The sequence below is a fragment of the Pseudoruegeria sp. HB172150 genome (assembly GCF_013184805.1).
GTDB lineage: Bacteria > Pseudomonadota > Alphaproteobacteria > Rhodobacterales > Rhodobacteraceae > Psychromarinibacter.
Genome location: NZ_JAATNG010000005.1, coordinates 113,690 through 138,019 on the forward strand (window position 1 = coordinate 113,690; position 24,330 = coordinate 138,019).

The following is a 24,330-nucleotide window of genomic DNA, read 5'->3' on the forward strand; positions in this document are numbered from 1 at the left end:
CTTTTCAATTCAGGGTGCGACACCATCGGTGCGCGTAAGATTGTCGGATATTCGGCTTTGCAAGGCCCCAATGTCGATCTGCTGGACAGAGCCTGAACCTGCGAGATCGAGCGCGTGAGCGGCGGCCATGCCCTGCGCCATGCAGGGACCCATGACGCGAACCGAGGACAGCACCGTCGGATCGCCGTCGATACATCGGTCCACGGCGGCGAGGTTGTCAGCATCAGGCGAGGTCATTTCGGCGGACGGGATGTAATGGGTGTGCTCCCCGTCGAAGGTTTCCCAGACGAAGCCTTCGAGAGCATTGTGAAGTTCGACGGGCCACGCGGTTCGTCCAATGGCGTCCGCATATTTGACCTGATCAATTACCTCGTCGGTGGTGATGTGATGCTTGGCCTTGATCCAGCGGGTCTGACGGACTCCGGGGAAGCCGTAAGCGCGCACTTTCATGCTGCCAAGGAATTCCGGGTACTCGGCTTTCAAGATATTATTGCCCCGGTCGACCTGATTCTTGCGATTTGCCCCATCTTCGACGCCTCGATGGGATCGAGGTGCGTTTCTACATGGGTCGTGTTGAGAACGGCGGCATCTTTCCAGGGGAAATAGAATGCGAGCCCCCCCTGGCACAGAAGGCCGTAGTCGGCGGCCTTATCGTCGATGCGTTCCGACCACTCATAACGTGCGGGCGGTTCCGCTTCGGTGTTCAACCCTTCAAAGACGACCTGCTGGCTGCCGTAGAACGCTTCATCCGGCTCGCGGCATTCCAGGCCGGCGAGATAGGCGAGAGCGGCGTCACGGGAGCAATCGGCAAAGCTCTCGGCGCGGATGGTGACATCACCATATCGCGTGACCAGATTTACCGACTGAAGGCTGCGGCCATCGGTTTCCACGTCGCGGAGAATGGCTCCGGTGATCGGGACCACTCCGGCGTCATCCAGCGAGGTCTCGATCCAGCGCGAAAGCGCAATCTCGTTGTAGTGCACCACAGTTGTCATCGGCCCATAGCGGTAATAACAGGCGTCGCGCTTCTCAAGATCATCGAGCATCTCGTCCACGATGCCGAAAGTGAAACGGTGGCCAGGCGTGCCGTTGCGGTACAGTCCGCAGAAGGTGCCGATGATCGAATTCACTGCTTGTCCACCTAACGTTGGAAGGCTGTCGACGATCGCAACCGACTTGCCGAGCCTCGCGGCTTCCAGCCCAGTGGCTGTTCCAGAAATGCTTGCGCCGACCACACAAAGGTCGACCTCCAACTCGTGATGCAGGATCTCGCCGGAATGTCGAACAACGGTGGTAGCCGGGTTGATCGGACGACCGTAGGACATAATTGTTCCCTCTAGTCTTTCGGTTCGATGCTTGCGCCTGTCGGCAAGTGCCTTACTCGCCGACGGCTGGCTGTGGGATAGGGCTCGTTTTCGGCCCGAACTTCATCGACAAGGCGATGATGGCGGCTGCGGCAATGAGTCCAACAAGAGTGGAGATCCACTCGGGGAATCCGATCAGTAGACCAGCGGCAAAGAGCGGTAACCGCGCCCAGTGTCCAAGGCGACCGACCTTATAGAGAATCCCTTCCGACGCGGCAGCGATCAGGATCACTGCAAGGACATTCAACGCGGTCCAGATCACGGTCAGGTACCACGACCCCTGCAGGATGAGCGCCGGCTCGAACAGAAAGAAGATCGGCACGAAATACAGAACGACCCCAAGCCGCGCGGCGTGCATGCTGGTTTTTATCGGGTCGCTCTCACTGATCCGCGAAGCAAGGAAGGCGGCCAAGGCAACTGGCGGAGTGATGGCGGCGAGCGAAGCGTAGTAGGCGATGAACAGGTGGATAGCGAGTGTGTTCAGCCCGGCGATCTGTTCCAGCGCAGGGGCCAGCGTCAGAGCCAACATCAGGTAGGCGGCAACGATCATGCCGAGCATACCGAAGATGATACAAACGCCAATTCCGACCGCGAGAACGGGCAGAATGGCGTCTCCGCCCATGCGCACAAGGCTGGAGGCTATGACAGGCGCAACTCCGGTTGCCATAAGCCCGCCGAGGATGAAACTGGTTGGCAATAGCAGCGCCCAAGTCTGGCTGAGCAGTTTGGTGATCTGAAACAGGATCTCCGATACCTTTGTAAGCCTGCCGCGGAGCCTTGGGCTGAGCGCGGTCAGTACGATCAGCAGAGCCGAGGCGTAGAACGGCGTCAGCCTCTCCCAACGCATCACGACAAGCCCCCAAACGAGGAAGCCGAGGACGACTAGGAAAGGCCAGCCTTCCTTCAGCGTTTCGTGGACCTTGGGAAGATTCTCGCGTGGGATGCCCTGCAGGCCCTTGCGCGCAGCGAATCCGTCGACATGACAGTAGAGGCCGAAATAGTAGAGCAGCGACGGAATGATCGCTGCCAGCACGATGACCCGGTACTCGGTGTTGGTGAAGTCGGCCATGATGAACGCCACCGCCCCCATGACCGGAGGCATCAACATTCCTCCGGTAGATGCACAAGCCTCCAACGCGCCTGCGTAATGGCCAGGGAAGCCGGCCCTTTTCATTGATGGGATAGTAACCGAACCAGTGGAAACGACGTTGCCGAAGATAGAGCCGGAGAGTGAACCGAAAAACCCGGATGCCAGCACGCTGACCTTGGCAGGGCCACCGCGAGCAGTACCCATCATTGCGAGAGCAAGTTTCAGGAAGAAGTCTGCCGCACCAGTTGCGACCATCAGCGCGGCGAGGAAAAGGAACCCAATGATCGTCTCGCCGACGACACGGGTGACCACGCCCAGCATCGCATCACCGGAAAAGACATCAAATGCCACGGTCCGCTGCCAGGTCGCTGGCGGGCCCCAGAAGATGCCCGGCATGTAGTAGGCGTAGACGGGGTAGAGCGCGAGCGCGGTGACAATGAACAAGAAGACGTAGCCGCCTGAGCGGCGCGCGGCGTCAAGTACCAGAACGAAAATGCCGACCGCGATGGCAATCTGCCACCATTCGCGCGCCGGCACCCAGGTGCCGAAGACAAGACTGCGCGAATGGTAGGCCATGAGCAGCGTTAGCGCCGCAATCGCAATGGCGGGCGCGTAGCTTGCCCAGGTGACGCGGGATTCGCCGCTCCAGGCCGGCAATAAAAGGAAAGCCACCGGCAGGTAGCAGAACATCAGCAGGAAGTAATAGGTGAAGTCCAACAGAGGCACGAGCGTGAAGATGTAGACCACCGCCAGAACGACGCCGCCTGCCGATAGAGCAAGGACAAGCAGCCTGACCAGCAGCGGCATCGTCATGAAGCGAACCCAGGTGCGGTCGACATAGCCCGCTTCGACCTCGCTGCTAGGCATGGAGTTTGTTTGCGCGTCGCTCATTGGCATTGGTCCTTGGCGCGTGCATTTCAGGATCAGAGAGAGCTCCGGCCCTCGCTAACCGGTGCCGGAAGAGAAATTGCGGGCGGCGAGCGCCCGCCGGAGTGTGCTGCTGGCTAGGGCAGTGCCATCACCAATTCGCCAAAGCTCTTGTCGATTCCATGCTCTGCCTTGTAATCGGACCAAAAGGTGGCCCAGTCCTCGCTTTCGGGCGAGACCTGCAGCCCTTCGGCCTTGCCAGTTTCGACGGCTTCGGCCCAGAGCGCGGCACGATCCTGCGCCAGCTTAACCAGCGCGTCCTGCCGGGTCTGATAGGTGTCGGTCCACAAACTCTTTTCCTCAAGGTAACGGATCGTGCCCTCATGAAGTGGCTGCAAGTGGCCGGCCTTCAGGAATGCAACCATGCTGTCTACGCTCATCATCGGCGCGTGGGTGAAATCTTCCTTGAAGTCCTCGTAGTGCTCGTCGAGCCATTTCGCGAGGTGGTAGACAAACTCCTCATCCTCGTCGGCGCGGACATGGTTCGCCTGGAAGGCGTGGTCCATGTTGAGTCCCAGAGCCGATTCGACGCCCGACACGGTTTCGCCAGGTACATAGCCAGTCATGATGTCCCGATAGCGTTGGTAGGCCTCGGGATCGTATTCCATCGCCGGTAGCGGCAGCCAACGGATGCCATTCGGATTGGCTTCTGCCTCGTAGCTTGTGCCGGACAGCGGCGACGTAAAGGCGACGTCGGCGCGGCCCTCCGAGATGATCTTGGTGTTGGCGCCGTAGTTTCCGACTTCTACGATTTGCACATCGTCGCGCGTCATGCCGTTATAGGCCAGCAGAGCGTCGATACCGGACATTAGAAAACTTGAACTTGTCGCAAGCGCGACGCGGGTATCCGGGCCAATGTCGGAGAAGCTCTGGATATCGCTATCGCCGCGGACCAGGTAACTCCACGGCGTGACCATATTCATGACTGCGACGCGGGTATCGGCAGGGCCACCTTCCTCGACAGAGTAACCTTCGATCCCGTCCATGTGGTCAAAGTAATCCGATGCTTGGAGCATCGAAATGTCGCCTTCGCCGGTGACCAGCCACAGAGCGCGGGAATAGCCATTGGGGGCCGGTAGAACGCGGGCTCGGCTCTCGGTCTGGGCTGAGAACTCTGATGTCCAGGCGACGCCTAGCGAATGGTTCGCGGTACCGACGATGGGCGTTACCACGGTGAAGTATTCGGGCCACTCGTAGCTGTCCTGTGCTTGGGCACCGGTGCCGAGCGCAAGCCCCGCGGTAAATACCGCTGCGGCGATGCACTTTCCGGGGATGTTTCGCATGTATTCCCTCCCATCAGGTTTGGTCGGCGGCCTCCTCGCCACCTTGAACTTGTTGCGGCGGGGCATTGCATGCCTGCTGCATCTGGTTGCAGGGCGTTACCTGCCCCCTTTGGTTATCGTGACAGTACCGGCATCGGCATCGACGGAGACATAGTCACCGGTCTCGATCAGTGCGAACACGTCACCATCGAGATCGGTGATGGCCGGAACACGCGTAACCACAGCGCCGAGAGCAATCTTTGTTGTCATTCTGGTGAAGATCATCGCGGCAGGCGCGGTACCGTTCAGGCGGCACATGTGGAAATAGGCGGACCAGCCGGATGATCCCTTGGCGCCGGGGAAGACAAGGATTTTGCCGGCAAAGCTGATGCCGTTGAGTTCGTGGTGCAGCTCGATCACCGAACCTTCGCGTTCGTTGATGCCGCCCCAGCCGGAGATCGTCTGCCGTGTGACCAGCGCCTCGCCTTCGGCCCTGCCGCCGACAACCTTTCGACCGTGCACGGTGATGACCTTCGGTGTCGTCGCCGTCTGGTTCACGCGACCTTCCCCAGCCATTCGCCCGCGATGGCGGAATCAACACATTGCTGCACCGAACCGAACCAGCCCTGCACCTTGGCGATGGCCGGCAGATAGTGCGCCTGCTTGACACTGTCGGTGGCGATGACGCGAACACCTTGCGGCAGGCGGCGCGAGATCGAGGGACAGGTGTCAGACATGACCACGCCGCCCGCGGCCTCAATCACCTCAGTGTAGCCGGAGCGGTCGGCCATCTGGCGGATCGCGCGCGGGGTGTGGACCCAGAGAGCCGTGTCGGGGTGTATACGCTTGCCGTCCAGCAGTTCAGCAACCAGCGACATTTGCTCGATTGAGTTGTGCGGGCAGCCGAGCATGACGAAGTCGAGCTTGCGATCGGTGGCGTTCTGCAGCCGTTCCCAGGTTCGGTCGCGTTCGGCCCTGCCATAAACGATTGGATCGGGCCGTGCGTTCGCTCCGAAGGCCGCATCGAGCGTCGGTGCTTCGGGCGTGATGCCGGGTATGTGGTACATTTCGACACCGCCGGAAGACGCCGCCGCCGCGCCGAAATGTTTGAGCTTCATAAGATCGGGCTGGTGGGTCAGGCCGTCGAAGGCGGGAATGTTCTCTTCCACCTCGAACCCGGTGAAATAGCCGAGAACGCCCCAGTCGGCCATGTCATCGACATCTGCCTCCACCCGGATCAGTCGGTTGGCAAGGCGGTTTTCCGGGATATGCAGACCCCAGTACGGAATCCGGCCGGTAAGTCCTGCGGCGCCGGTGCTCTCCTTGCCCTCGACGTTGGTCCGGGCGCCCAGTACCGAGTTGCAGTAGATGACGGCGGAACTTTCCATCCAGGCGCAATGTTCACCCTTCACCGGGACATTGCCGACCTGGTACGGCGTGCAGGTGCACATCATGTTGATGCCGCGGCGGCCTAGGTATTTTTCGGATTGCTTCTGCAATTCCGCCAGTCCGGGGTCGACGCCCTGCAGTTCGTAGTTGTCATTGTCGATGCCGGTGATCAGTTGGCAGGTTGGAACCGCCATATGAGGGATGTCGACGACATCGTCGGCGTCGAGGTTCAGTTCCGAGAACACCCGGTCGAACCCATCGTCTGCCATGTGGCGGACCGATGGGGTCGAGGCATTGAACGCACCCGCGACATTTCGGCTTTCCACAAGACGTTCCGCGCCAAGCGCTTCGCCGTAGCGGATCAAGAGGTCCATCGCCCGGGCCCGCGCTTCTCCGTGCGCGCCGTCCCGTAGTGACCTTTCTTGGTCGGTCAGTCGCATCTCTCCTCCCCAAGAGGACGCTGCCTAATTTCTCAGAAAACCTACTGGAGCGGATCTTTCTTGATAACAGTAATGTTTTGCTATCAGCTCTCTCGATTCGAGAAAGGCGAGCGCATATGCACGCAGACTGGTGAACAGGAGGTGCGCCGGCCTAACGAACAGACTGAATACTGCTGTCGAGAAGGTGCCGTGTGTACGGGTGTTGCGCTTTCAGTTTTCGCATCTCCGCGACACCCAACACTTCGACCAATTCTCCCAGTTGCATCACCGCGATGCGGCTGCATAGATGGCCGACGACACCTAGGTCGTGGGAAACCATGATGTAGGTAAGTCCGTGTTCCTCTCTCAGATCGGCGAGGAGGTTCAGGATTTCCGCCTGCACCGAAACGTCGAGCGCCGAGGTGGGTTCGTCCAGAAGCAGGATACGTGGTTCCGGCGCGAGCGCGCGGGCGATAGCAACGCGTTGCCGCTGACCGCCCGACAGTTGGTGTGGATAGCGAAAGCGAAAGCCGGGACCAAGACCGACGTCGCGCAGCAACTTTTCGATCCGTGTGTCCACATCTTTCACACCGTGCAGATGCATCACCTCGGACAACACGCGGTCGACCGTCTGGCGCGGATGGAGCGACGCGTATGGATCCTGAAAAACCATCTGCACGGTTTTGTGGAACTGCCTGCTGCGCTTTAGCCCCAACGGTTCGTTCATTACCCGCATTGAGCCGTCCCAGGACGGGATCAACCCAGCCAAGGCGCGCAATACGGTGGATTTGCCCGATCCGGATTCGCCGACGAGGCCAAAGCTTTCCCCCTCGGCCACGTCGAAACTGACTTGCTTGACGGCATCAGTGCGGCTCGCCCCGTCACCAAACCAGACGTTCAGATCCCTGATCTCGACAGCGTTCACAGAAGGGCACTCACGGAAGGCATCTCGCGCCAGGCCGGATCGCGCTGTAGCACTTCCAGGCGTGGGCGCGGATGGGTCAGGTCGGGAACCGAATTCAGCAGTCCGACCGTGTAGGGGTGTGTTGCCTCGTGCAGCTTCCCGGCCTCGCAGACCTCGACGATGCGGCCGGCATACATGATCATGATGCGGTCGCAGAATTTCGAAACCAGGTTCAGGTCGTGGCTGATGAAGATCAGTCCCATGCCGCGATCAGACACGAGCTTGTCCATAATCTCCAGTACCTGAAGCTGGACACTTACATCCAATGCCGAGGTTGGTTCGTCTGCGATCAAGATCTCGGGCCCCGGAATCAGCATCATGGCAATCATAATGCGCTGGCCCATGCCGCCTGAAACCTCGTGCGGATAAAGATCGAAAACGCGCTCGGGCTCACGGATAGCGACGGCGTCGAGCATATCCACGGCGCGTTTGCGGGCGGTCTGCTTCGAAACCTTTTCGTGCGCTCGCAGAGCTTCTGTGATCTGCTGGCCGACAGTCATGACCGGGTTTAGCGAGAATTTCGGATCTTGCATGATCATGGATGCATGGTGGCCACGAAGCTGCCGCATCCGGATTTCCGAGGCGTTCAAAACGTCCACGCCGTTCATTTCAACCCGGTCAGCCTCGATGAAGCCCGGCTTACGGATCAACTTCAGGACGGCCCGGCCGGTCATTGACTTACCGGAACCCGACTCGCCGACGATACCCAGCCGCTCGCGTCCAAGGCTGAACGAGATGCCGCGAACCGCGTCGAAGATTCCGGAGCGGGTCGGAAACTTGACCCAAAGATTATCGACCTCGAGGAGGTGCTGTTCGCTCACTGCCCGCTCTCCTTCGGGTCCAGCACGTCGCGCAGCCCGTCGCCAAGCAGGTTGAAGGCCAGCGAGATCGCAAAAATGGCGAGGCCCGGAATCGTCGCGACCCACCAGTGGTCGAGTATGTACTTTCGCCCTTCCGAAATCATCGCTCCCCATTCAGGCGAAGGCGGTTGGGCGCCGAGGCCGAGGAAGCCGAGGCCGGCCGCGGTCAGGATGATTCCAGCCATGTCCAACGTCACACGGATCACCAGCGACGATATGCAGAGCGGCCAGATATGTTTGGTGATGATACGCACCGGTCCGGCACCCTGCAGCTGGATCGCATGGATGAAGTCTGTATTGCGGATGGTCAGCGTCTCTGCCCGGGCGATCCGCGCGTAGGGCGGCCATGCCGTCAAGGCAATGGCGAGCACCGCATTCTCGATACCCGCGCCGAGGGCGGCAACGAAGGCAAGTGCCAGGATGAGACGCGGGAAGGCGAGGAAGATATCCGTGATCCGCATCAGGACAACGTCGATCCACCCGCCGGCATAGCCAGCGATGGTTCCGATGATCAGACCGATCAGAGGCGCCACCATGGCGACCAGCAGCACGATATAGATCGAGATGCGGGCGCCGAAGAGCAGTCGCGAGTAGATGTCGCGGCCAAGGCTGTCCGTGCCGAAGAGGTTGCCTTGGAAACCCGGTGGCAGCAGGCGCTGCCCAAGGTCCTGCGCATATGGGTCATGCGTAGCCAGTAGCGGCGCGAAGATTGCGCAGACGATCAGGAACACCAGGATAATAAGTCCGATCATTGCCAGCGTATTCGACCGGAAGGCCAGCCAACCTTGATACCACCCGACCGCGCGGGCCTGCCGGCGAGACGTCGGTTCTTCTGCCAGCAGCCATTCCCGCCAGGTCGGCTTTGTCGAGGGTGAGGTCAGTTCGTTCATTTCGACCTCGGATCGAAGAATCGGTACAGAAGATCAGAGAAGATGTTCAGGCAGACGAAGATTGTCCCGATCACGATAGTGCCGCCCAGAACCGCATTCATGTCATTGGCAAGTAGAGAGACGGTGATGTACTGGCCAATCCCCGGCCAGGCAAAGATGATCTCTGTCAGAACGGATCCTTCCAGCAGGTTCGCATAGGCCAGCGCGATCACCGTGATCAACTGGATACGGATGTTTCGGAAGGCATGGTGCCAGATAACCTTGCGCTCGCTCAGCCCCTTCACGCGGGCGGTAATGATGTACTCCGAGTTCAACTGTTCCAGCATGAACGAGCGGGTCATGCGGCTGATATAGGCCAGGCTGTAGTATCCAAGCAAAGACGCGGGCAGAATAATGTGGCTGAAGGCATCGCGGAATACCTCCCACTCTCCCCGAAGGGTGCTGTCGACCAAAAGCATGCCGGTAATTGGCTCGACGATGCCCTGGTAGAAGATGCCCACACGTCCCGGCCCAGAGACCCAGTTAAGTATTCCGTAAAACAGCAGGAGGCCGACGAGTCCGAGCCAGAAGATCGGCATAGAGTATCCGATAAGGCCTACAAATCGGGCCAGCTGGTCGATCCAGCTGCCGCGGCGAACGGCGGCAAGAACGCCGAGCGGCACGCCCAGGAACACGCCGATCAGCGTGCCGAGTGTGGCGAGTTCCAGTGTCGCGGGGAATACCCGCGCAATATCGTCAGAAACCTGTTGGCCGGTGCGGATCGAAGTGCCGAAGTCGCCCTGTAGAACATTGGCAACATAGATCGCGAACTGGACGATCAGTGGTTTGTCGAGACCGAGATCGTAAAAGACTTCATTGTACTGTTCCTGTGTCGCGCGTTCGCCGATCACGGCGAGAACAGGATCAATCGGCATCACGCGGCCGATCATGAATGTCACGAATAGAAGCCCGAGGATTGTCACGGCCACAGTGACCAGCGTCGAGCCAAGCTTTTTGAGCCAAGGGGGAACGGGCGGCATGCGCCGCCCGTTCGAGATGTTCGCCTGATCAGTCACTTACTTTGTGATCACCCAGTAGGAGACCGCAGTCGTGGCGCCACCGGCGACGAAGTTTTCGACCGTTTCGCCCATCGCGTTCTGTTCGATTTGCTGGAACATGACGCCGAAGGGCGACACTTTCTGATGCTCGGCTTGCAGGTCGAGATACATCTGTTTCCGCGTTTCAGTGTCGTTTTCCTGGACGGCGGCAAGTGTCTTGTCGCTCATTTCGCCCGGATCCCAGGCATTCCGCCAGGCTAACAGCCCTGTTGCACCGGCCTCGTCCGAGTTGTCCGGGTTATAGGCGAAGGTACCGGCGTTGGTGTTCGGGTCCGGATAATCCGGGCCCCAGGCGCCGAGATAGATGTCGTGCTCCCGCGCCCGGTAACGATCGAGTGTCTGGGCGCCGGTGCCAACGATCAGTTCAATGTCACAGCCAAGCTGGCCCCAGGTGTTTTGCAGTGATTGGCCGATATCCATCCGTTCCTGTGCGTCGCGAACCGAGATCGCGATCGGGCCGCAATCTGGATAGCCAGACTCCGCAAGCGCGGCCTTGGCTGCATCCATGTCGTAGCTGAACGGCTTGTCCTCCAGCGCGCCGAGGAAGGTCAGCGGCAGGAAGGCCTGGTGCACAGTGTACTGACCCTTGAGGAATGAGTTCGCCATGCCTTCGTAATCGGTGGCGAATTTCAAAGCCTCGATCACCTTTGGATCGGCCAGCATTTCTTTTTTCTGGTTGGCCGAGAAGTACATCAGGCGGCCGCGCAGTTCGTCGATGACCTTGACGCCTTCGACGTCGTCGAGACCGGCGATGTCTTCGGGGGAAAGGTTCCGCGCCACGTCGATGTCACCACGTTCCAGAAGCAAGCGCTGCGTAGCCGACTCCTGGATGTGCTGAACGATGACCCGTTCCATCGCCGGCGCTTCGCCGCCATAGCTCGGGTTCAGGTCCATCAGGACGCTTTCGTTCGGTTTCCACTCCACGACCTTGTAGGGACCGGAGCCGGCTGTGTTGGTGCGCAACCAGGCATTGCCCATGTCACCGTCGGTCTCGTTGGCCATGACGGTTTCCATGTCGACAATGCCACCGATGGTTGCAGTCAGACAGTTCAGCACGAAGGACAGCGCATATTCTTTGTCCAGCGTGATCTGAAGTGTCATGTCGTCCGTAGCGACGATGGTGTCCTCAACGTTCTCGGGCGTGAAACCGAACTGGGTCAGGATAAACGATGGCGTCTTGTTCAGCAGCACCGCGCGGCGAAGCGAGAACTCGGCGTCCTTCGCGGTCACCGGGTTGCCGGAGGAAAAGACGTGACCTTCGGCCATAGTGAAGGTGATGGTCTTGCCGTCTTCGCTGATTTCCCAGCTTGCAGCGAGTTGCGGGCCAAAGCCGGCGTCAAGGTCCATCGGGTCGAAGTTGACCAGCTTTTCATAGACATTGCGAGATACGTCGGCGCCCGCGAATTCAAAGCTTTCTGCCGGGTCGAAGGTCTTGATGTCGTCGATCCGGTTCGCGATCACCAGCATGTTTGGTGGCGTCTCTGCGAGGGCCGGCGCCATTGGGACCCCTGCCATCAGCGCCGCCACCGCGGCTGCGGTAAAGCATCGCATTTGTTTCATTTCATAAGCTCCCTGTTAGTTGTCAAAACTCGGAAAGTTGCCCGCTTTTCCCAGCGGGCTTTGAACCCATCACTGTCCCCATGTCTTTCGAAGAACACGCAACCAGTTTCCATGTGTCAACTTGGTCATCAGTGCGTCATTTACCCCATGCTCCGCAAGCGCTGCCCGAAGATTGGGCAGGCCTGCGCAATCGCCTATCGGTTTTGGCACAAGCGCACCGTCGAAGTCGGATCCAAGCCCGACACGGTCTTCACCCAAGATTTTTATCAGATGGTCAATGTGACGGAGCATTACGTCAAGCCCGAAATCATCTTCCATTTTGCCGTCTGGACGCAGGAAAGCCGAGGCAAAGTTCAAACCGACCATTCCGTCGCTATCTGCGATCATCTGTAACTGGCGGTCGGTCAGGTTCCTTGCATGCGGACAGACTGTCCAGGCATTTGAGTGGGTGGCGACCAGCGGGGCATCGCTGATCTTGGCCACGTCGTCGACGCCTTTGCCGTTCAGGTGGCTGAGATCGATCATGATCTTAAGGCGGTTGCATTCCCTCACTAGGTCTTTGCCAGCATCGGTCAGCCCGTCGCCGGTATCCGGGTCCGACGGATAGCGGAATGGAACGCCATGGCCAAAGATTGTCGGTCGGCTCCAGACTGGGCCCAGCGAGCGCAGTCCGCGGGCATGAAACTTCTCCAACTCCGAAAGATCGGGGCTAATCGCCTCGGCGCCCTCGATATGCATAACGGCGGCCATGAGGTCGCCTTTAAGCGCGGTTTCTAGTTCTGCGGCGGTGCGACATATGATGATGGCGCCGGCGGTCTCCAGCGCTTCCAGCGCCTCGAACCCGGACAGTGTTACATTCAGCGCCTCGTCGTGAGGCACCATATCCGGCAGCGGAAGGTCGTACTGTGGCTTCTGCATCTCCTCGTAACGGACAGATTTGTCAGCGGGGCTCGGTACGAAAATCGCAAAGAATCCGCCGCCGAATCCGCCCTTGCGGGCACGTGGCAGGTCGATATGGCCATCCTCTAGGCCTCCTACCACGTCCTCGGCACTGACCATTCCGCGGATCAGCCGCAAGACAAGATCGTTATGCCCGTCAAAGACGGGCGGACCGGCAAACTCGATCTCGGACGGTGACATGGAAACCTCATTGCTGACTGGCGGCAAGACCACCGCGCCAAGCTGCGCGACATTTTGGCGGAGTCCAAGCCTTACCTTGCGGGAAATGAGTTGGCGGGTGATTCAGAGCATTTGATGTCTTCTCATCGGGCGTGCCGCCGTATTTCACGGCAGCTTGTTCGCGCAATCTGGGTCGAGAAGCAAAAGGTCACGCAAGACTTGCTCAATTGAAAAAGTATTATAAATTGGTGCCACTTGGGAGGATTTGGGAGCGATACAGCAAGCTGGCGGGTAGGCGAGAACTTGCTGAAACCAATGGATAAACAAGACCAAAAATCGAAGTTTCGGTAGGAAGATGGATATCATTTTCTTTTCCGCCGTAAAGCTACATCGCTGCCAATACCGTCCCGAACAACCGGGAGGAAATAATGAACAAGTTCACTAATCGTCGTACAGCGCTGCGAACTCTTGCAGGCGTGGGCGCTGCAGGTCTTGCTGCGCCGCATATCGCCACAGCGCAGGGCGCGACAACGGCCTGGAAGATCCAGACATCCTGGCCCGGCGGAGCCGGCCTGCAGATCTTCAAGGACTGGTGCGCCACCATCGTCGAGAAAACGGGCGGCGAGTTGGCATTCACACCATTCGGCGCAAACGATGTGGTGGGCGACTTCCAGCTTTACGACGCGGTGAAGAACGGAGTGCTGGATGCGATCAACCCGTTTACCATCTACGGCCAAGGCATTGTGCCGGCGGCAACCTTCCTGACCAGCTATCCGCTGGGTCTGCGCAATCCGCACGAGTTCGACGTTTTCTACTATGGCCTCGGCGGCCTGGAGATCGCGCGCGAACTGTTCGCGGAGCAGGGGATGTACTTTGTCGGTCCCGTCCACCACGGGCCAAACATCATCCATTCCAAGGTGCCGATCCGCTCCATCGACGACTTCCGCGGTCGCAAGATGCGCCTGCCGGGTGGTATGGTTGCAGAAGTGTTCACAGAGATCGGTGCGGAAACCACGGTACTGCCGGGGTCCGAGATTTTCCCGGCGCTGGAGAAGGGCACCATCGACGTGGCTGACTATGTTGGCCCGGCGGTGAACTACGCTCTCGGTTTCAGTCAGGTCACCAGCTACATCTCGATGGGCCCTCCGGGCTTCATGTCGCTGTACCAGCCGGTCGACCTGATGGACATCACCGTTGGCATGGACGCCTGGAACGCTCTGTCGCCGGAAATGCAGCAATTCGTCGAGATGGAGACGCACGTCTATTCCGACCTGCATCACGCCGCGATTCAGGCCGCAGACCAGGAAGCCTGGAAGAAGTTCGAGGAGGACGGGACAGAGGTTACTCGTCTGTCCCAGGACGACGTCGAGCTGATGACCGAAGTCGCCGTGCCGATCTGGTTCAACTACGCCAACCGCGACCCGAACTCGGCGCGGATCTTCCAGATCCAGCTCGATTACATGATGTCGGGTTCGCTGGGCTATGTGACGCCGGACCTTGTGGAAGGCCTGGAGCTGAAGCTCTGACCCACTGACCGATAGAAAAGACAACGGGCCCGTGCAGGACGCGCGGGCCCGTTCACGGATGGACCGGGGGCGAACCCCGGCAGGAAGGGAGAGGTATGCCGAGTCTCGATTTCACTTTGCCGCACTGGGCTTATTGGGTAGGTTTGATCGTCTTTCCGATCTTCGCCATGGCACTCGCGAACAGGCCGAAGCCCGAAGAGAAGCGATATTCTCTTGGACTTGGCTACTTCATCCTGATCACCGGCGGCATTCTCGGGCTGCATCGCTTCTACCTGAAAAGCCTTCTGGGCTTACTCTATATCCCGGTCTTCCTGTGCATCCTCTATGCCAACAGCCAGGGCCATGATGCGCGGTCGGTCGTGTCCGACCTGGCGAATGCTGTCCGGATTGCGGAGCGCACGCTGGAGCGAGAGACGGAGCGGGTGGGAACGGCCGAAGCCGATCTTCCGGCGCTGCGAGAAGAGCTTGAGACCGCGAAAGTGCAGGAGGAGGAAGGCAGCTTCGTTATTCGCCGCGCAGAGCGCAATGTCGAGCGCGCGGAGGCGCGGGTCGAAGAAGGTCGCGTGCTGATCGTGGAGGCACAGGGGAACCTTGAAACTGCGCGGCCGCAGGTCGAGTCGGCACGTGCCGAAATGGCGAAATGGAACAATGTCGCGAAATACGCATTCTGGCTGATCCTAGCCGGGATGGCGCTGGACGCGTTGCTGCTGCCAATGCTGGTGAAACGAGCCAACGACCGGCTGCCGGCTCATGAGGAAATGAGCGAGACCGAGCGTGCATTGGCGGAACTGGAGGCGCGTGAGAGAAAGGACGATGCCGATCACGTCTCTGAAGGCTGGACCGGCTGGATCGACCGGCTGTCGCTGTTCTGCGGCGAGTTCGTCGCCTACTGGGCGGTAATCGCGGTCTTCGTCTATTACTTCGAGGTCATCAGCCGCTATGTCTTCGGAAGTCCGACGAATTGGGCGCACGAGGCAATGTACCTAATGTTTGGCATGCAGTACCTGGTCGCCGGTGCTTATGCGATGCTGACCGAAAGCCACGTACGGGTCGACATCTTTTATGCGCCGATGTCCCGACGCAACAAGGCGTGGGTCGACCTGTTGACATCGGTATTCTTCTTCATCTTCGCCGGAACGCTGTTGGTGACGTCGTGGATCTTCGCCTTCGACGCAATCTCGGTGCCTTCGGGCAATTCGCTGGTCTCGGATTGGGCGCGCGGGCGGATCGGGTTCGGCGAAATGGCTTCTGGCTGGAACATGGCGCAGTGGACCGATCCCAACATCCGATGGGGCGAGATTAGTTTTAACGAGTGGGAGGTGCCGCTCTGGCCGATGAAATGGGTAATGGTGATCGGCGGGCTGCTGCTTGTGCTTCAGGGGATCTCGAAGTTCGCGCAGGATCTTCGCAAGCTGTTTGCGGGGGATGATCCACCGAGCGCCCCCCCCGACCGGCCGGCCTCCGAGGCTGCGATGAGGGAGGCTGCCTGAGATGGGACTTGAGATCGGAATCGAGTGGCTCACGCTCATCATGTTCGGCTCGCTGCTGGTCCTGCTGATGGCAGGGCTTCCGCTAGCTTTTGTCACGGGCGGTCTGGCCTGCGTGTTCCTGTTTGTCCTTGGTGACGAGCGCGCGCTGAACATTGTGCCCAGCCGGATCTTCCCGCTGATGACGAACTATCAGCTCAGCGCGATCCCGCTCTTTATCTTCATGGCTTCGATGCTGGAGAGGGCGGGAATCATCAACGACATGTTCGATGTGATCTACAAAGTCCTCGGCGGGTTGAAGGGCGGGCTAGCGGCGGCGACGATCATCGCATCGACAGTTTTGGCCGCGATGGTCGGTGTGATTGGCGCAGCCGTGGTGACGATGGGAATCATCGCTCTGCCAGCGATGTTGAAGCGCGGTTACGATGCCAAGATCGCGATGGGCTCGATCATGGCTGGCGGAACGCTGGGCATCCTGATCCCGCCGTCGATCCTGGCGATCATCTATGCCGTCGTGGCCGAGCAGTCGGTGGGAGAACTGTTCATCGGGGCGGTTATTCCGGGTCTTCTGCTGTCGGGCATGTACATCCTTTACGTTGTGATCCGCTGTTACATCGACCCGCGAAAAGGCCCGCCGATCCCGGAGGAAGAACGCATCTCGACGCGAGAGAAGATCCAGCTGATGGGCAACATGGCGGCGCCGATCGCGCTGATCATCATCGTTCTGGGCGTGATCTTTTCCGGTGTGGCGACGCCGGTGGAGGCGGCCGGTATCGGAACCTTCGGGGCGATCATCGTGGCTGCGATCCACCGAAAGCTTGACTGGCAGACGCTGCGCGAGGCGTCGCTGACGACGCTGAAGGCCAGCGCGATGGTCATCTGGATCATGTTCGGCGCGACGATCTTTGTCGGGCTTTACGTTCTGGAAGGCGGCCAGCAATTCGTCCAGAACGCATTGGAAGCCACAGGTCTCGGGCCGTGGGGTATCCTGATCATCATGCAAGCCGTGCTTGTCATTCTTGGCATGTTCCTGGACTGGGTTGGCATCCTCCTTCTCTGCGTGCCGATCTTCGTCCCGATCATCAAGGCGATGGGCGCAATGTCCTTCGGGCTTACCGATCCCGAAGACCTCGTGCTGTGGTTCGGCGTACTCTACCTCGTCAACATGCAGATGAGCTTCTTGTCGCCGCCTTTCGGCTATGCGCTGTTTTACCTGCGAGGTGTCGCGCCGCCAGAGATACCGATGGGCGATATTTTCCGCTCTGCGCTACCTTTTCTGGCTCTGCAGATTGTTGGCCTGGTGCTGTGCATGGTGTTCCCAGAAATCATCATCTGGTTGCCGAGGTTGGTTTACGGATGAGCCGTTCGTGCTGATCTGCAGAGCCCACGCTAGGGCCCTGCCGCACTCTTCACGATTGCCAAGCACTTATCGCCGGGCGCAAATGGCTCATGCGCCGAAATCCAGAGTTAGCTCCGATCAGGTATGGCATCGTCCTCTTCAGGAATTTTCCGATGATGGCTTTTTCGGCGTTGGTGGAGCCGTTGCGGGCGGCAAACCAGATCTCCGGTCGGGAGCTCTATTCATGGAACTTAGTTAGCGCCGATGACGCACCTATCCGTGCGTCCAATGGCTTCGAACTGACGCCGACCAGGCGATTTGACCATGATCCTGAAGTGGATCGCGTAGTTGTCTGTTCCGGCGGCGATGCCGAACGGCTCTTCGCGCGGGAGGCCATCGGTTGGATAAGAGGCCAACTGCGCCGCGGAGCCGACATCGGCGCCGTTGCCGACGCGGCCTTCGTGCTGGCACGGGCGGGCCTGCTGGACGGCTACCGCTGTACGCTGCACTGGACCAGCCAGCCGGCATTTTCCGAGACTTTTCCGAAGGTGCTGCTGGAACGGTCGCTGTTCGTCATAGACCGGGACCGGTTCACCTCGCTCGGCGGGGTCGGCAGCCTCGACATGCAGCTGGCGATGATCGAACGCGACTATTCGCTGGAACTCGCGCATGCTGTTGCCGACTGGTTTGCCCATGCCACCCTGCGCACACCCGACGCGCGGCGGCAGATGCCGTTGAACTTGCGGCGCGGTATCCGCAACCGGCTGGTGCTGGCCTGCGTGGCCGAAATCGAGGCGCGGCCGGACATGCCGTTTTCCGTGGCCGAATTGGCCGCAAGACAGCGGGTCTCGCCCGACACGCTGGAACGTGCGTTCCGCATCGAACTCGGGCAGCCGCCCGGTCAGTTCTTCCGCGGCCTCCGCCTGCGCCACGGGCGGTCGTTGATCGAACATTCGGACATGCCGATACGCGAGGTAGCTCTTGCCTGCGGCTACGCCGATCAGGCGGCATTCTCGCGCGCCTTTCGGTCGAAATTCGGGGTCGCGCCCGTCGAAGTCCGCGCCGGAGTCACAGTACTGCGGTAAACTGCAAAACCTTTGCGGGAAACCGCAAATAAGAATCGTGACAACTGCGAGAGAGTCGAAGGAATTCTTCCGAAGGACTCTACGCATGAGCATCGTGGTTTTCGATCCCGACAGAACCGAAGACGTGGACTGGCGCGACCGGATGCGCCACCCGGCCGCCGACGACCCTTCCGGCGGCATGTGGCTGTCCGATACAGAACCGTCCTTTATCGACACCAGGCGCCTGCGCGCCGAACGCCTTGGCCGCCTGCGCGACTGGATGGCGCGTGAAAACTACGGCGCCGTGGTCCTGTTCGACCCCTACAACCAGCGCTACGCCACCGGCAGCCGCAACATGTTCGGCTACTTCCTCCGCAACTCGACGCGATACTTTTTCGTACCTGTCGAAGGGCCGATCGTGCTGTTCGAATACCCGCAAAGCTACCATGTCTCAATGGTGCTCGAGACGGTGGATGAGGCCCGCCCTTCGAAACTGGTCTGGTCCTCGGTCTCCGGCCGCGACAGCGAAACGGTCGATCCCTTTGCCAAGGAGATAGCAGACCTCCTGATAACCCATGGCCAGGACTCGATGAAGGTCGGGATGGACCGCTGCAGCCACATCCAGGCCATGGCGCTTGAACGGCAGGGCTGCGAGGTGATCGACTGCGCCGGTGCGATCCTGACCGAGGTGCGCGCGGTGAAGACATCTGAGGAAATCAAATGCCTGATGGCCTCGATGGCCGGCGCGGAATCCGCTGTCGCCGCGGTTCGTGAAGCAATCAAGCCGGGCGTCAGCGAACAGGAACTGTTTGCCGTGATGTATCACGAGGTGATCCGCCAGGGCGGTGAATTCATCGAAACCCGGCTCTTGACCTCCGGCCAGCGGACCAATCCATGGTTCAACGAGGCGTCGGGCCGCAAGGTTCGCCCCGGCGAACTGGTGGCGCTCGATACCGACACCATCGGCTGTTACGGGTATTTCTCCGACTTCTCCCGCACCTTCCGCTGCGGACCGGGCTCTCCGACGCGCGAACAGAAGGAACTCTACCGCTTCGCCTTCGAACAGGTGCAGTACAATATGGACATTCTGAAGCCCGGCATGGAATTCCGCGAAATCGCTGAAAAAGCGTGGAAGATCCCCGATCGCTTCGTGGAGCAGCGCTATACCTCGGTTATGCACGGTGTCGGCATGCATGGAGAAACGCCGTTTATTGCCCACTCCATGGATTACGAGACTTATGGGCGCGACGGTGTGCTGGAACCGGGCATGTGCCTGTCGGTCGAAAGCTATATCGGTGAGAAGGGCGGCAACGAGGGCGTCAAGCTCGAGGACCAGGTGCTCATCACCGACACCGGTATCGAGCTGATGTCGCGTTTTCCCTACGAGGAAGACTTCCTGTCGGGCGAGTTGTAATGCACTCCGAGTTCGCCCTTCCGCCAGACCGTTTCGCACTCTTGCTGATCGACCTTCAGGAAGAGCATCGGCGCGATATCCGCTATCTAGTTGAGGGCTATGACCGTGTGCTGGACAATTCCGCGCGGCTACTTGCCTCGGCGCGAGGGTCAGGCGTGCCAGTCTTGCACGCAGCCTACGAGCGGGATTTTGGCAGAGTTCCGTTGCGACTGCACGAACCGGTCGGTGACAGCGGTGTGCCTCTGTTTTCAGTCCCGGGTGATCCGATAACCGCGATCTGTCCCGAAGTGGCACCGGAAAAGGACGAATATGTGCTGCGTAAGAACGACATGAGCTGTTTTTGCGAACCTGAGTTCGAAGGGAAGCTGCGAGAGACCGGTGCGGATTGGCTGGTAGTTGCCGGCGTGTGGACCGAAGCCTGCGTTGCCGCCACCGTGCGCGACGCAATGGCTCATGGGTTCCGGGTTGTTTTGGTCAAAGACGCCTGCGGCAGCGGCACCATCGCAATGCATCAAACCGCAATGATGCACATGGCCAACCGACTCTACGGCGGCGCAGTTGCCGCAACCGAAGGCGCGCTTGCCTTACTTACCGGCGAGACCAGGCATGTTTGGCAACTCGTCGGTTCTACACCTTTGAGATTTGAGGCGGAAACCATCGAGTCGGTTTACGACGCAATTTGAACTGGAACCCCTAGGGATAGGGGTCGAAGCGACAGGGAAATAACGATGAAATATATGCTCACAAACCGCAGACTGCACCCGATGGCACAGCCGCTCGCACGGAGTATCAAGGCCGGAAAGCTGTCCCGACGGGAGTTCCTGGCACAGGCTGCAGGCATTGGCCTGACTACAGCGGGTGCCTGTGCGATCGGCGGCCTTCCGCGGCCGGCTATGGCGCAGGGCACCCCTGTGCAAGGCGGCAGCCTGAAAATCGGACAAGTGGTAAAGCCGTTTCGCGACCCGCGCACCTTCGACGGCACCGAAATGGCCAACGTAGCACGACAATGCAACGAGTATCTGGTGCGCTGGACCAGTGACTTCACCTTCGAGCCGCAGCTACTGGAAAGCTGGGAAGCCTCGGACGATGCGATGACGCTGACGCTTCATCTGCGGCGTGGTATCACATGGTCGAACGGCGATGCATTTAACGCCGATGACGTGGTATTCAATTTGATACGATGGTGTGAAAGCGCCGCCGAAGGCAATTCAATGGCCGGCCGGATGGGAGCTCTCGTTGATGCGGCCACCGAGAAGGCGGTGGAAGGTGGCATCGAGAAAGTCGATGACATGACCGTTCGGTTGAACCTGCCAAAGCCGGACGTATCGTTGATCGCCGGAATGGCGGACTATCCGGGAATGATTATGCACCGCTCCTATGATGGATCCGCAGACCCGATGTCGGCTCTCTCGATTACCACCGGTCCTTGTGAATTGCTGGAATACTCTCCTGGCGTCGGCGCGAAAGTCCGGCGAAAAGATGGGGAATGGTGGGGTGGTACCTACTGGCTCGATGAAGTGGAGTGGGTCGATCTCGGCACCGACCCCGCAACGATGATCGCTGCTTTCGAGTCGGAAGAAATCGATGCGAACTACGAAACTCCGACGGAGTTCGTCGAGATACTGACCGCGTCCGAAGCCGAAACCGCCGAGATCGCCACTGGTTCGACCATCGTTGCGCGGATGAATGTCAGCGGCGCGCCCTACAACAACAAGGACTTGCGCCGTGCGGTTCAACTCGCCGTCGACAACGCCTTTGTGCTTGAACTGGGCATGGACAATGCAGGCGAAGTGGCCGCAAACCACCACGTCGGACCAATGCATATCGACTATGCTGACATTGGCCCGGCAAAACAGGATCTGGATGCATCCGCGGAACTGCTCGCGGCGTCCGGCCATGCTGATTCTGAATTGGAAATCATATCCATTGACACCGACTGGCAGGCAAACACCGCGGATGCCATTGCAGCGCAGTTGCGCGACGCTGGGTTCGCGGTGAAGCGGTCGATTCTGCCGGGCAGTACTTTCTGGAATAATTGGTCCGAGTATCCCTTCTCTTTAACCGAATGGAACGGTCGGCCGCTCGGAATCCAAGTGCTGTCGCTCGCCTATCGTTCGGGCGCTGCCTGGAACGAAAGCGCCTATGCCAACCCAGATTTCGATGCGGCATTGGACGAGGCGCTGGCGACGCCGGATCCAGAAGCGCGCAGCGAAGTTATGGCACGGCTGGAAACTATGCTGCGCGAGGATGGGATCCTGATACAGCCGTACTGGCGGTCGATCTATCGCTCGGCGCGCAGCAAGGTAAGGGGTTTCGGCGCTCACCAGGCATTCGAGCAGCACCTCGATACGGTTTGGATCGAGGAATGAACCAATGAGCGGGTCGCCGGACTGGATTTCCGGTGATCCGTCAGAATTGCGCACCTGGCGGAACGCTCAGCCAGATGTGGTTGCGCCTGTGCTGCCGGACGCGGTTCGGATCGAGCCACTCGCCGGCGGTCTCGTGTGTTATCCCGAAGATCCGGATACCGGAGCAGTGCTGCATTTTCACGGTGGCGGCTTCGTGGTCGGGTCTCCGTACACACATCGGTGTGTCGGCGCGTGTATTGCGCAAACGCTGCGTCGTCCGGTTTGGCTATGCCCCTGGCCTCTGGCGCCGGAGCATGTACTGCCCCAGCAGAGCGAAGCCGCGGCACAAAGCTTGCGCGACGCCGTAGATATCTTTGGGTCGGATATCATCCTGTCCGGCGACAGCGCAGGTGCGCTGATGGCGCTTTGGGCATACTCCGCGTCGAACACGGTTATGCGTCATTCGGTCTCTGGAGCACTGTTGCTATATGGCGCGTTTGGTCAAATTCCCGCCACTGGATGCGAAACTGACGGTCTAGGTCCCAATTCTGTTGCAGCCATGTATCAAAAACTCGATCCGAATGGTTTGATGGCAGGGTGTCTCGAGCTTGATCCATTTGCGGAAGGTTTCCCTGTTCCGTGCAATACGATTGTCATCGCTGCACAGGACGACCCGTTGGCCGAGAACTCAGAGAAGTTCTGCATGCGCCACGCCAACAGCAAGCTTCTGGTTGCAAAGGGTTGCGGGCATGGTTTCCTGTCCGCAATTCAACCGTCCCCTGATGCGTTGGAAGCAGTTGAAGGTGCCGCTAGGCTAATTCTCGAATGCGGAACCCAATAGTAATATGCTCAGCTTCGGTCGGCCCTAAAGCAGCCGCGCAAGGTATCGACCATACTCTGTTTTGCCGTACGTTTCCGCGTGTTCGCGGAGTTTGCCGGCGTCAATGTAGCGCATGTAGTAGGCGATCTCTTCGGGGCAACCAGTTTGCATGCCTTGGCGAACCGCCATGGTGCGAACGAAATTGCCAGCGTCAAGCAGGCTGGCATGGGTTCCAGTGTCGAGCCAAGCATAACCACGGCCCATTTTTTGCACTGTCAGAGCGCCTTCCCGCAGATAGGTGTCGAGTAGCGATACAATTTCAAGCTCGCCACGGGCAGACGGCGTGATCTCCTTGGCGCGGTGGGGGGCGTCACCGTCGAGGAAGTAGAGGCCGGTCACGGCGTAGTTGGAGGGCGCAACCTCAGGTTTCTCGACGATTTTTCTGACGTTGCCTGCCGAGTCGAAATCCACCACGCCGTAACGTTCCGGGTCGGAAACGTGGTAGCCGAACACGGTGCCGCCGGACAGTTGTTTATCGGCTGTTGTCAGGATCTCGGGCAAGCCGTGGCCAAAGAAAATGTTATCGCCCAGTACCATAGCAGACGGTGCACCGGCCAAGAAGTCCTCGGCGAGGAGGTATGCTTGCGCCAACCCGTCTGGTGACGGTTGCACGATGTAAGTGAAGGACAGACCCCATTGGCTGCCATCCTTCAAAAGCCGACGAAATTGCTTCTGGTCCTGCACCGTTGTGATGATGGCGATGTCGGTGATGCCAGTCAGCATAAGAACTGAGAGTGGGTAATAGATCATTGGCTTGTCGTAGACCGGCATTAGCTGCTTTGACACACCCAAAGTGATTGGATACAGGCGCGTGCCTGAACCACCGGCGAGGATGATGCCCTTGCGCTTAGACATGAAATGGCTCCGGGTTTGATAGTACAAAGTTGAGATCCGCCATCGGGTAGGGGCGGCGAGGGCCGAGAGGCAAGAAGGTATCCCTTTTCAGCCGGGACTTCGCGGAGGGTATTGCTTGGCTCGGATAGGTCCAGGTTGGAGTGTGCTCCGCCTCAGTGGTGCGGCAGGTTTGATCGGAGATTTCACATGTCAAATCGGCCCAGTTGATATGCGGCGATTCAAGAAAAAGAAAATTGGCGGAAAGTGACGGTTCTGCCGTCGGGTACTTCAAACCTGATGGGTGCATATCGTCATCTGACTGAATACATGAGAATTTCCGGCCGCGTCCACAGCGAACCAAAGCTCTCGCCAAACAATTCGCGATGGTCGCCGAAGCGTTTTGGCGTGACAATCAGGACGCCGTCGAGTGTCGTCTTAGTGAATTCTGTCATTCAGGTCTCCCGTCACGACTGTGCAGCCTGCGCACTGAAATTCGT

General features: G+C 59.3%; 22 protein-coding genes. 8 read left to right on the forward strand and 14 right to left on the reverse strand.

From position 1 onward, the window contains the following. Positions 1–9: 9 nt before the first annotated feature. From HCO70_RS24645 to HCO70_RS19270, 12 genes are all read right to left on the reverse strand, one after another. A complete protein-coding gene (locus HCO70_RS24645; protein ID WP_371742271.1) occupies positions 10–483 on the reverse strand; it encodes an FAD-dependent oxidoreductase in 474 nt (157 codons plus the stop codon). Continuing rightward, complete coding sequence (locus HCO70_RS24650; protein ID WP_216665522.1) at positions 480–1,325, reverse strand: FAD-dependent oxidoreductase; 846 nt, start codon at positions 1,323–1,325, stop codon at positions 480–482. The genes HCO70_RS24645 and HCO70_RS24650 overlap by 4 nt, the downstream gene beginning before the upstream one ends. A gap of 52 nt (positions 1,326–1,377) precedes the next feature. Further along, on the reverse strand, positions 1,378–3,261 hold the full coding sequence (locus tag HCO70_RS19225; RefSeq protein WP_172299222.1) for a TRAP transporter fused permease subunit: 1,884 nt from the start codon (positions 3,259–3,261) through the stop codon (positions 1,378–1,380). 197 nt (positions 3,262–3,458) lie between these two features. Continuing rightward, complete coding sequence (locus tag HCO70_RS19230) at positions 3,459–4,664, reverse strand: TAXI family TRAP transporter solute-binding subunit (protein ID WP_172299224.1); 1,206 nt, start codon at positions 4,662–4,664, stop codon at positions 3,459–3,461. Between the two features lie 96 nt (positions 4,665–4,760). Next, positions 4,761–5,201: an aconitase X swivel domain-containing protein gene (locus tag HCO70_RS19235; RefSeq protein ID WP_371742272.1), complete on the reverse strand. Its 441-nt coding sequence runs from the start codon at positions 5,199–5,201 to the stop codon at positions 4,761–4,763. Further along, positions 5,198–6,472, reverse strand: a complete 1,275-nt coding sequence (locus HCO70_RS19240) for an aconitase X catalytic domain-containing protein (protein ID WP_172299228.1) — start codon at positions 6,470–6,472, stop codon at positions 5,198–5,200. The genes HCO70_RS19235 and HCO70_RS19240 overlap by 4 nt, the downstream gene beginning before the upstream one ends. Positions 6,473–6,623: 151 nt before the next feature. Beyond that, positions 6,624–7,376: an ATP-binding cassette domain-containing protein gene (locus HCO70_RS19245; protein WP_172299230.1), complete on the reverse strand. Its 753-nt coding sequence runs from the start codon at positions 7,374–7,376 to the stop codon at positions 6,624–6,626. After that, positions 7,373–8,236, reverse strand: coding sequence for an ATP-binding cassette domain-containing protein (locus HCO70_RS19250; protein ID WP_172298995.1), 864 nt, complete (start codon positions 8,234–8,236; stop codon positions 7,373–7,375). Before HCO70_RS19250 ends, HCO70_RS19245 begins: the two co-directional genes overlap by 4 nt. After that, on the reverse strand, positions 8,233–9,165 hold the full coding sequence (locus tag HCO70_RS19255; RefSeq protein ID WP_172299232.1) for an ABC transporter permease: 933 nt from the start codon (positions 9,163–9,165) through the stop codon (positions 8,233–8,235). Before HCO70_RS19255 ends, HCO70_RS19250 begins: the two co-directional genes overlap by 4 nt. Then, positions 9,162–10,184: an ABC transporter permease gene (locus HCO70_RS19260; protein ID WP_172299670.1), complete on the reverse strand. Its 1,023-nt coding sequence runs from the start codon at positions 10,182–10,184 to the stop codon at positions 9,162–9,164. The genes HCO70_RS19255 and HCO70_RS19260 overlap by 4 nt, the downstream gene beginning before the upstream one ends. A 36-nt stretch (positions 10,185–10,220) precedes the next feature. Beyond that, positions 10,221–11,822: an ABC transporter substrate-binding protein gene (locus tag HCO70_RS19265; RefSeq protein WP_172299234.1), complete on the reverse strand. Its 1,602-nt coding sequence runs from the start codon at positions 11,820–11,822 to the stop codon at positions 10,221–10,223. A 69-nt stretch (positions 11,823–11,891) separates the two neighbouring features. Beyond that, positions 11,892–12,962: a dipeptidase gene (locus tag HCO70_RS19270; RefSeq protein ID WP_172299236.1), complete on the reverse strand. Its 1,071-nt coding sequence runs from the start codon at positions 12,960–12,962 to the stop codon at positions 11,892–11,894. A gap of 407 nt (positions 12,963–13,369) precedes the next feature. On the opposite strand from HCO70_RS19270, the gene dctP reads away from it, so the two are divergent. The 8 genes from dctP to HCO70_RS19310 all read left to right on the forward strand — a co-directional run bounded on the left by dctP (position 13,370) and on the right by HCO70_RS19310 (position 22,960). Continuing rightward, a complete protein-coding gene (dctP, locus tag HCO70_RS19275; protein WP_172299238.1) occupies positions 13,370–14,467 on the forward strand; it encodes a TRAP transporter substrate-binding protein DctP in 1,098 nt (365 codons plus the stop codon). Positions 14,468–14,562: 95 nt separating this feature from the next. Then, positions 14,563–15,957, forward strand: coding sequence for a TRAP transporter small permease subunit (locus tag HCO70_RS19280; protein ID WP_172299240.1), 1,395 nt, complete (start codon positions 14,563–14,565; stop codon positions 15,955–15,957). 1 nt (position 15,958) lies between these two features. After that, positions 15,959–17,314 (forward strand): TRAP transporter large permease subunit, encoded by a 1,356-nt coding sequence (locus HCO70_RS19285; protein ID WP_172299242.1) that lies wholly within the window; start codon positions 15,959–15,961, stop codon positions 17,312–17,314. A 152-nt stretch (positions 17,315–17,466) separates the two neighbouring features. Further along, complete coding sequence (locus tag HCO70_RS19290; protein WP_216665523.1) at positions 17,467–18,378, forward strand: GlxA family transcriptional regulator; 912 nt, start codon at positions 17,467–17,469, stop codon at positions 18,376–18,378. Positions 18,379–18,463: 85 nt separating this feature from the next. Further along, complete coding sequence (locus HCO70_RS19295; RefSeq protein WP_172299246.1) at positions 18,464–19,771, forward strand: Xaa-Pro peptidase family protein; 1,308 nt, start codon at positions 18,464–18,466, stop codon at positions 19,769–19,771. A gap of 41 nt (positions 19,772–19,812) precedes the next feature. Then, positions 19,813–20,454, forward strand: a complete 642-nt coding sequence (locus tag HCO70_RS19300) for an isochorismatase family protein (RefSeq protein ID WP_216665524.1) — start codon at positions 19,813–19,815, stop codon at positions 20,452–20,454. 45 nt (positions 20,455–20,499) lie between these two features. Further along, complete coding sequence (locus HCO70_RS19305; protein ID WP_172299250.1) at positions 20,500–22,140, forward strand: ABC transporter substrate-binding protein; 1,641 nt, start codon at positions 20,500–20,502, stop codon at positions 22,138–22,140. Between the two features lie 4 nt (positions 22,141–22,144). Further along, positions 22,145–22,960, forward strand: coding sequence for an alpha/beta hydrolase (locus HCO70_RS19310; protein ID WP_172299252.1), 816 nt, complete (start codon positions 22,145–22,147; stop codon positions 22,958–22,960). 24 nt (positions 22,961–22,984) lie between these two features. Here HCO70_RS19310 and rfbA read toward each other — a convergent pair whose 3' ends face one another. Beyond that, positions 22,985–23,854 (reverse strand): glucose-1-phosphate thymidylyltransferase RfbA, encoded by an 870-nt coding sequence (rfbA, locus tag HCO70_RS19315; protein WP_172299254.1) that lies wholly within the window; start codon positions 23,852–23,854, stop codon positions 22,985–22,987. Between the two features lie 290 nt (positions 23,855–24,144). Next, positions 24,145–24,285, reverse strand: coding sequence for a hypothetical protein (locus HCO70_RS19320; RefSeq protein WP_172299256.1), 141 nt, complete (start codon positions 24,283–24,285; stop codon positions 24,145–24,147). Positions 24,286–24,330: the final 45 nt, after the last annotated feature.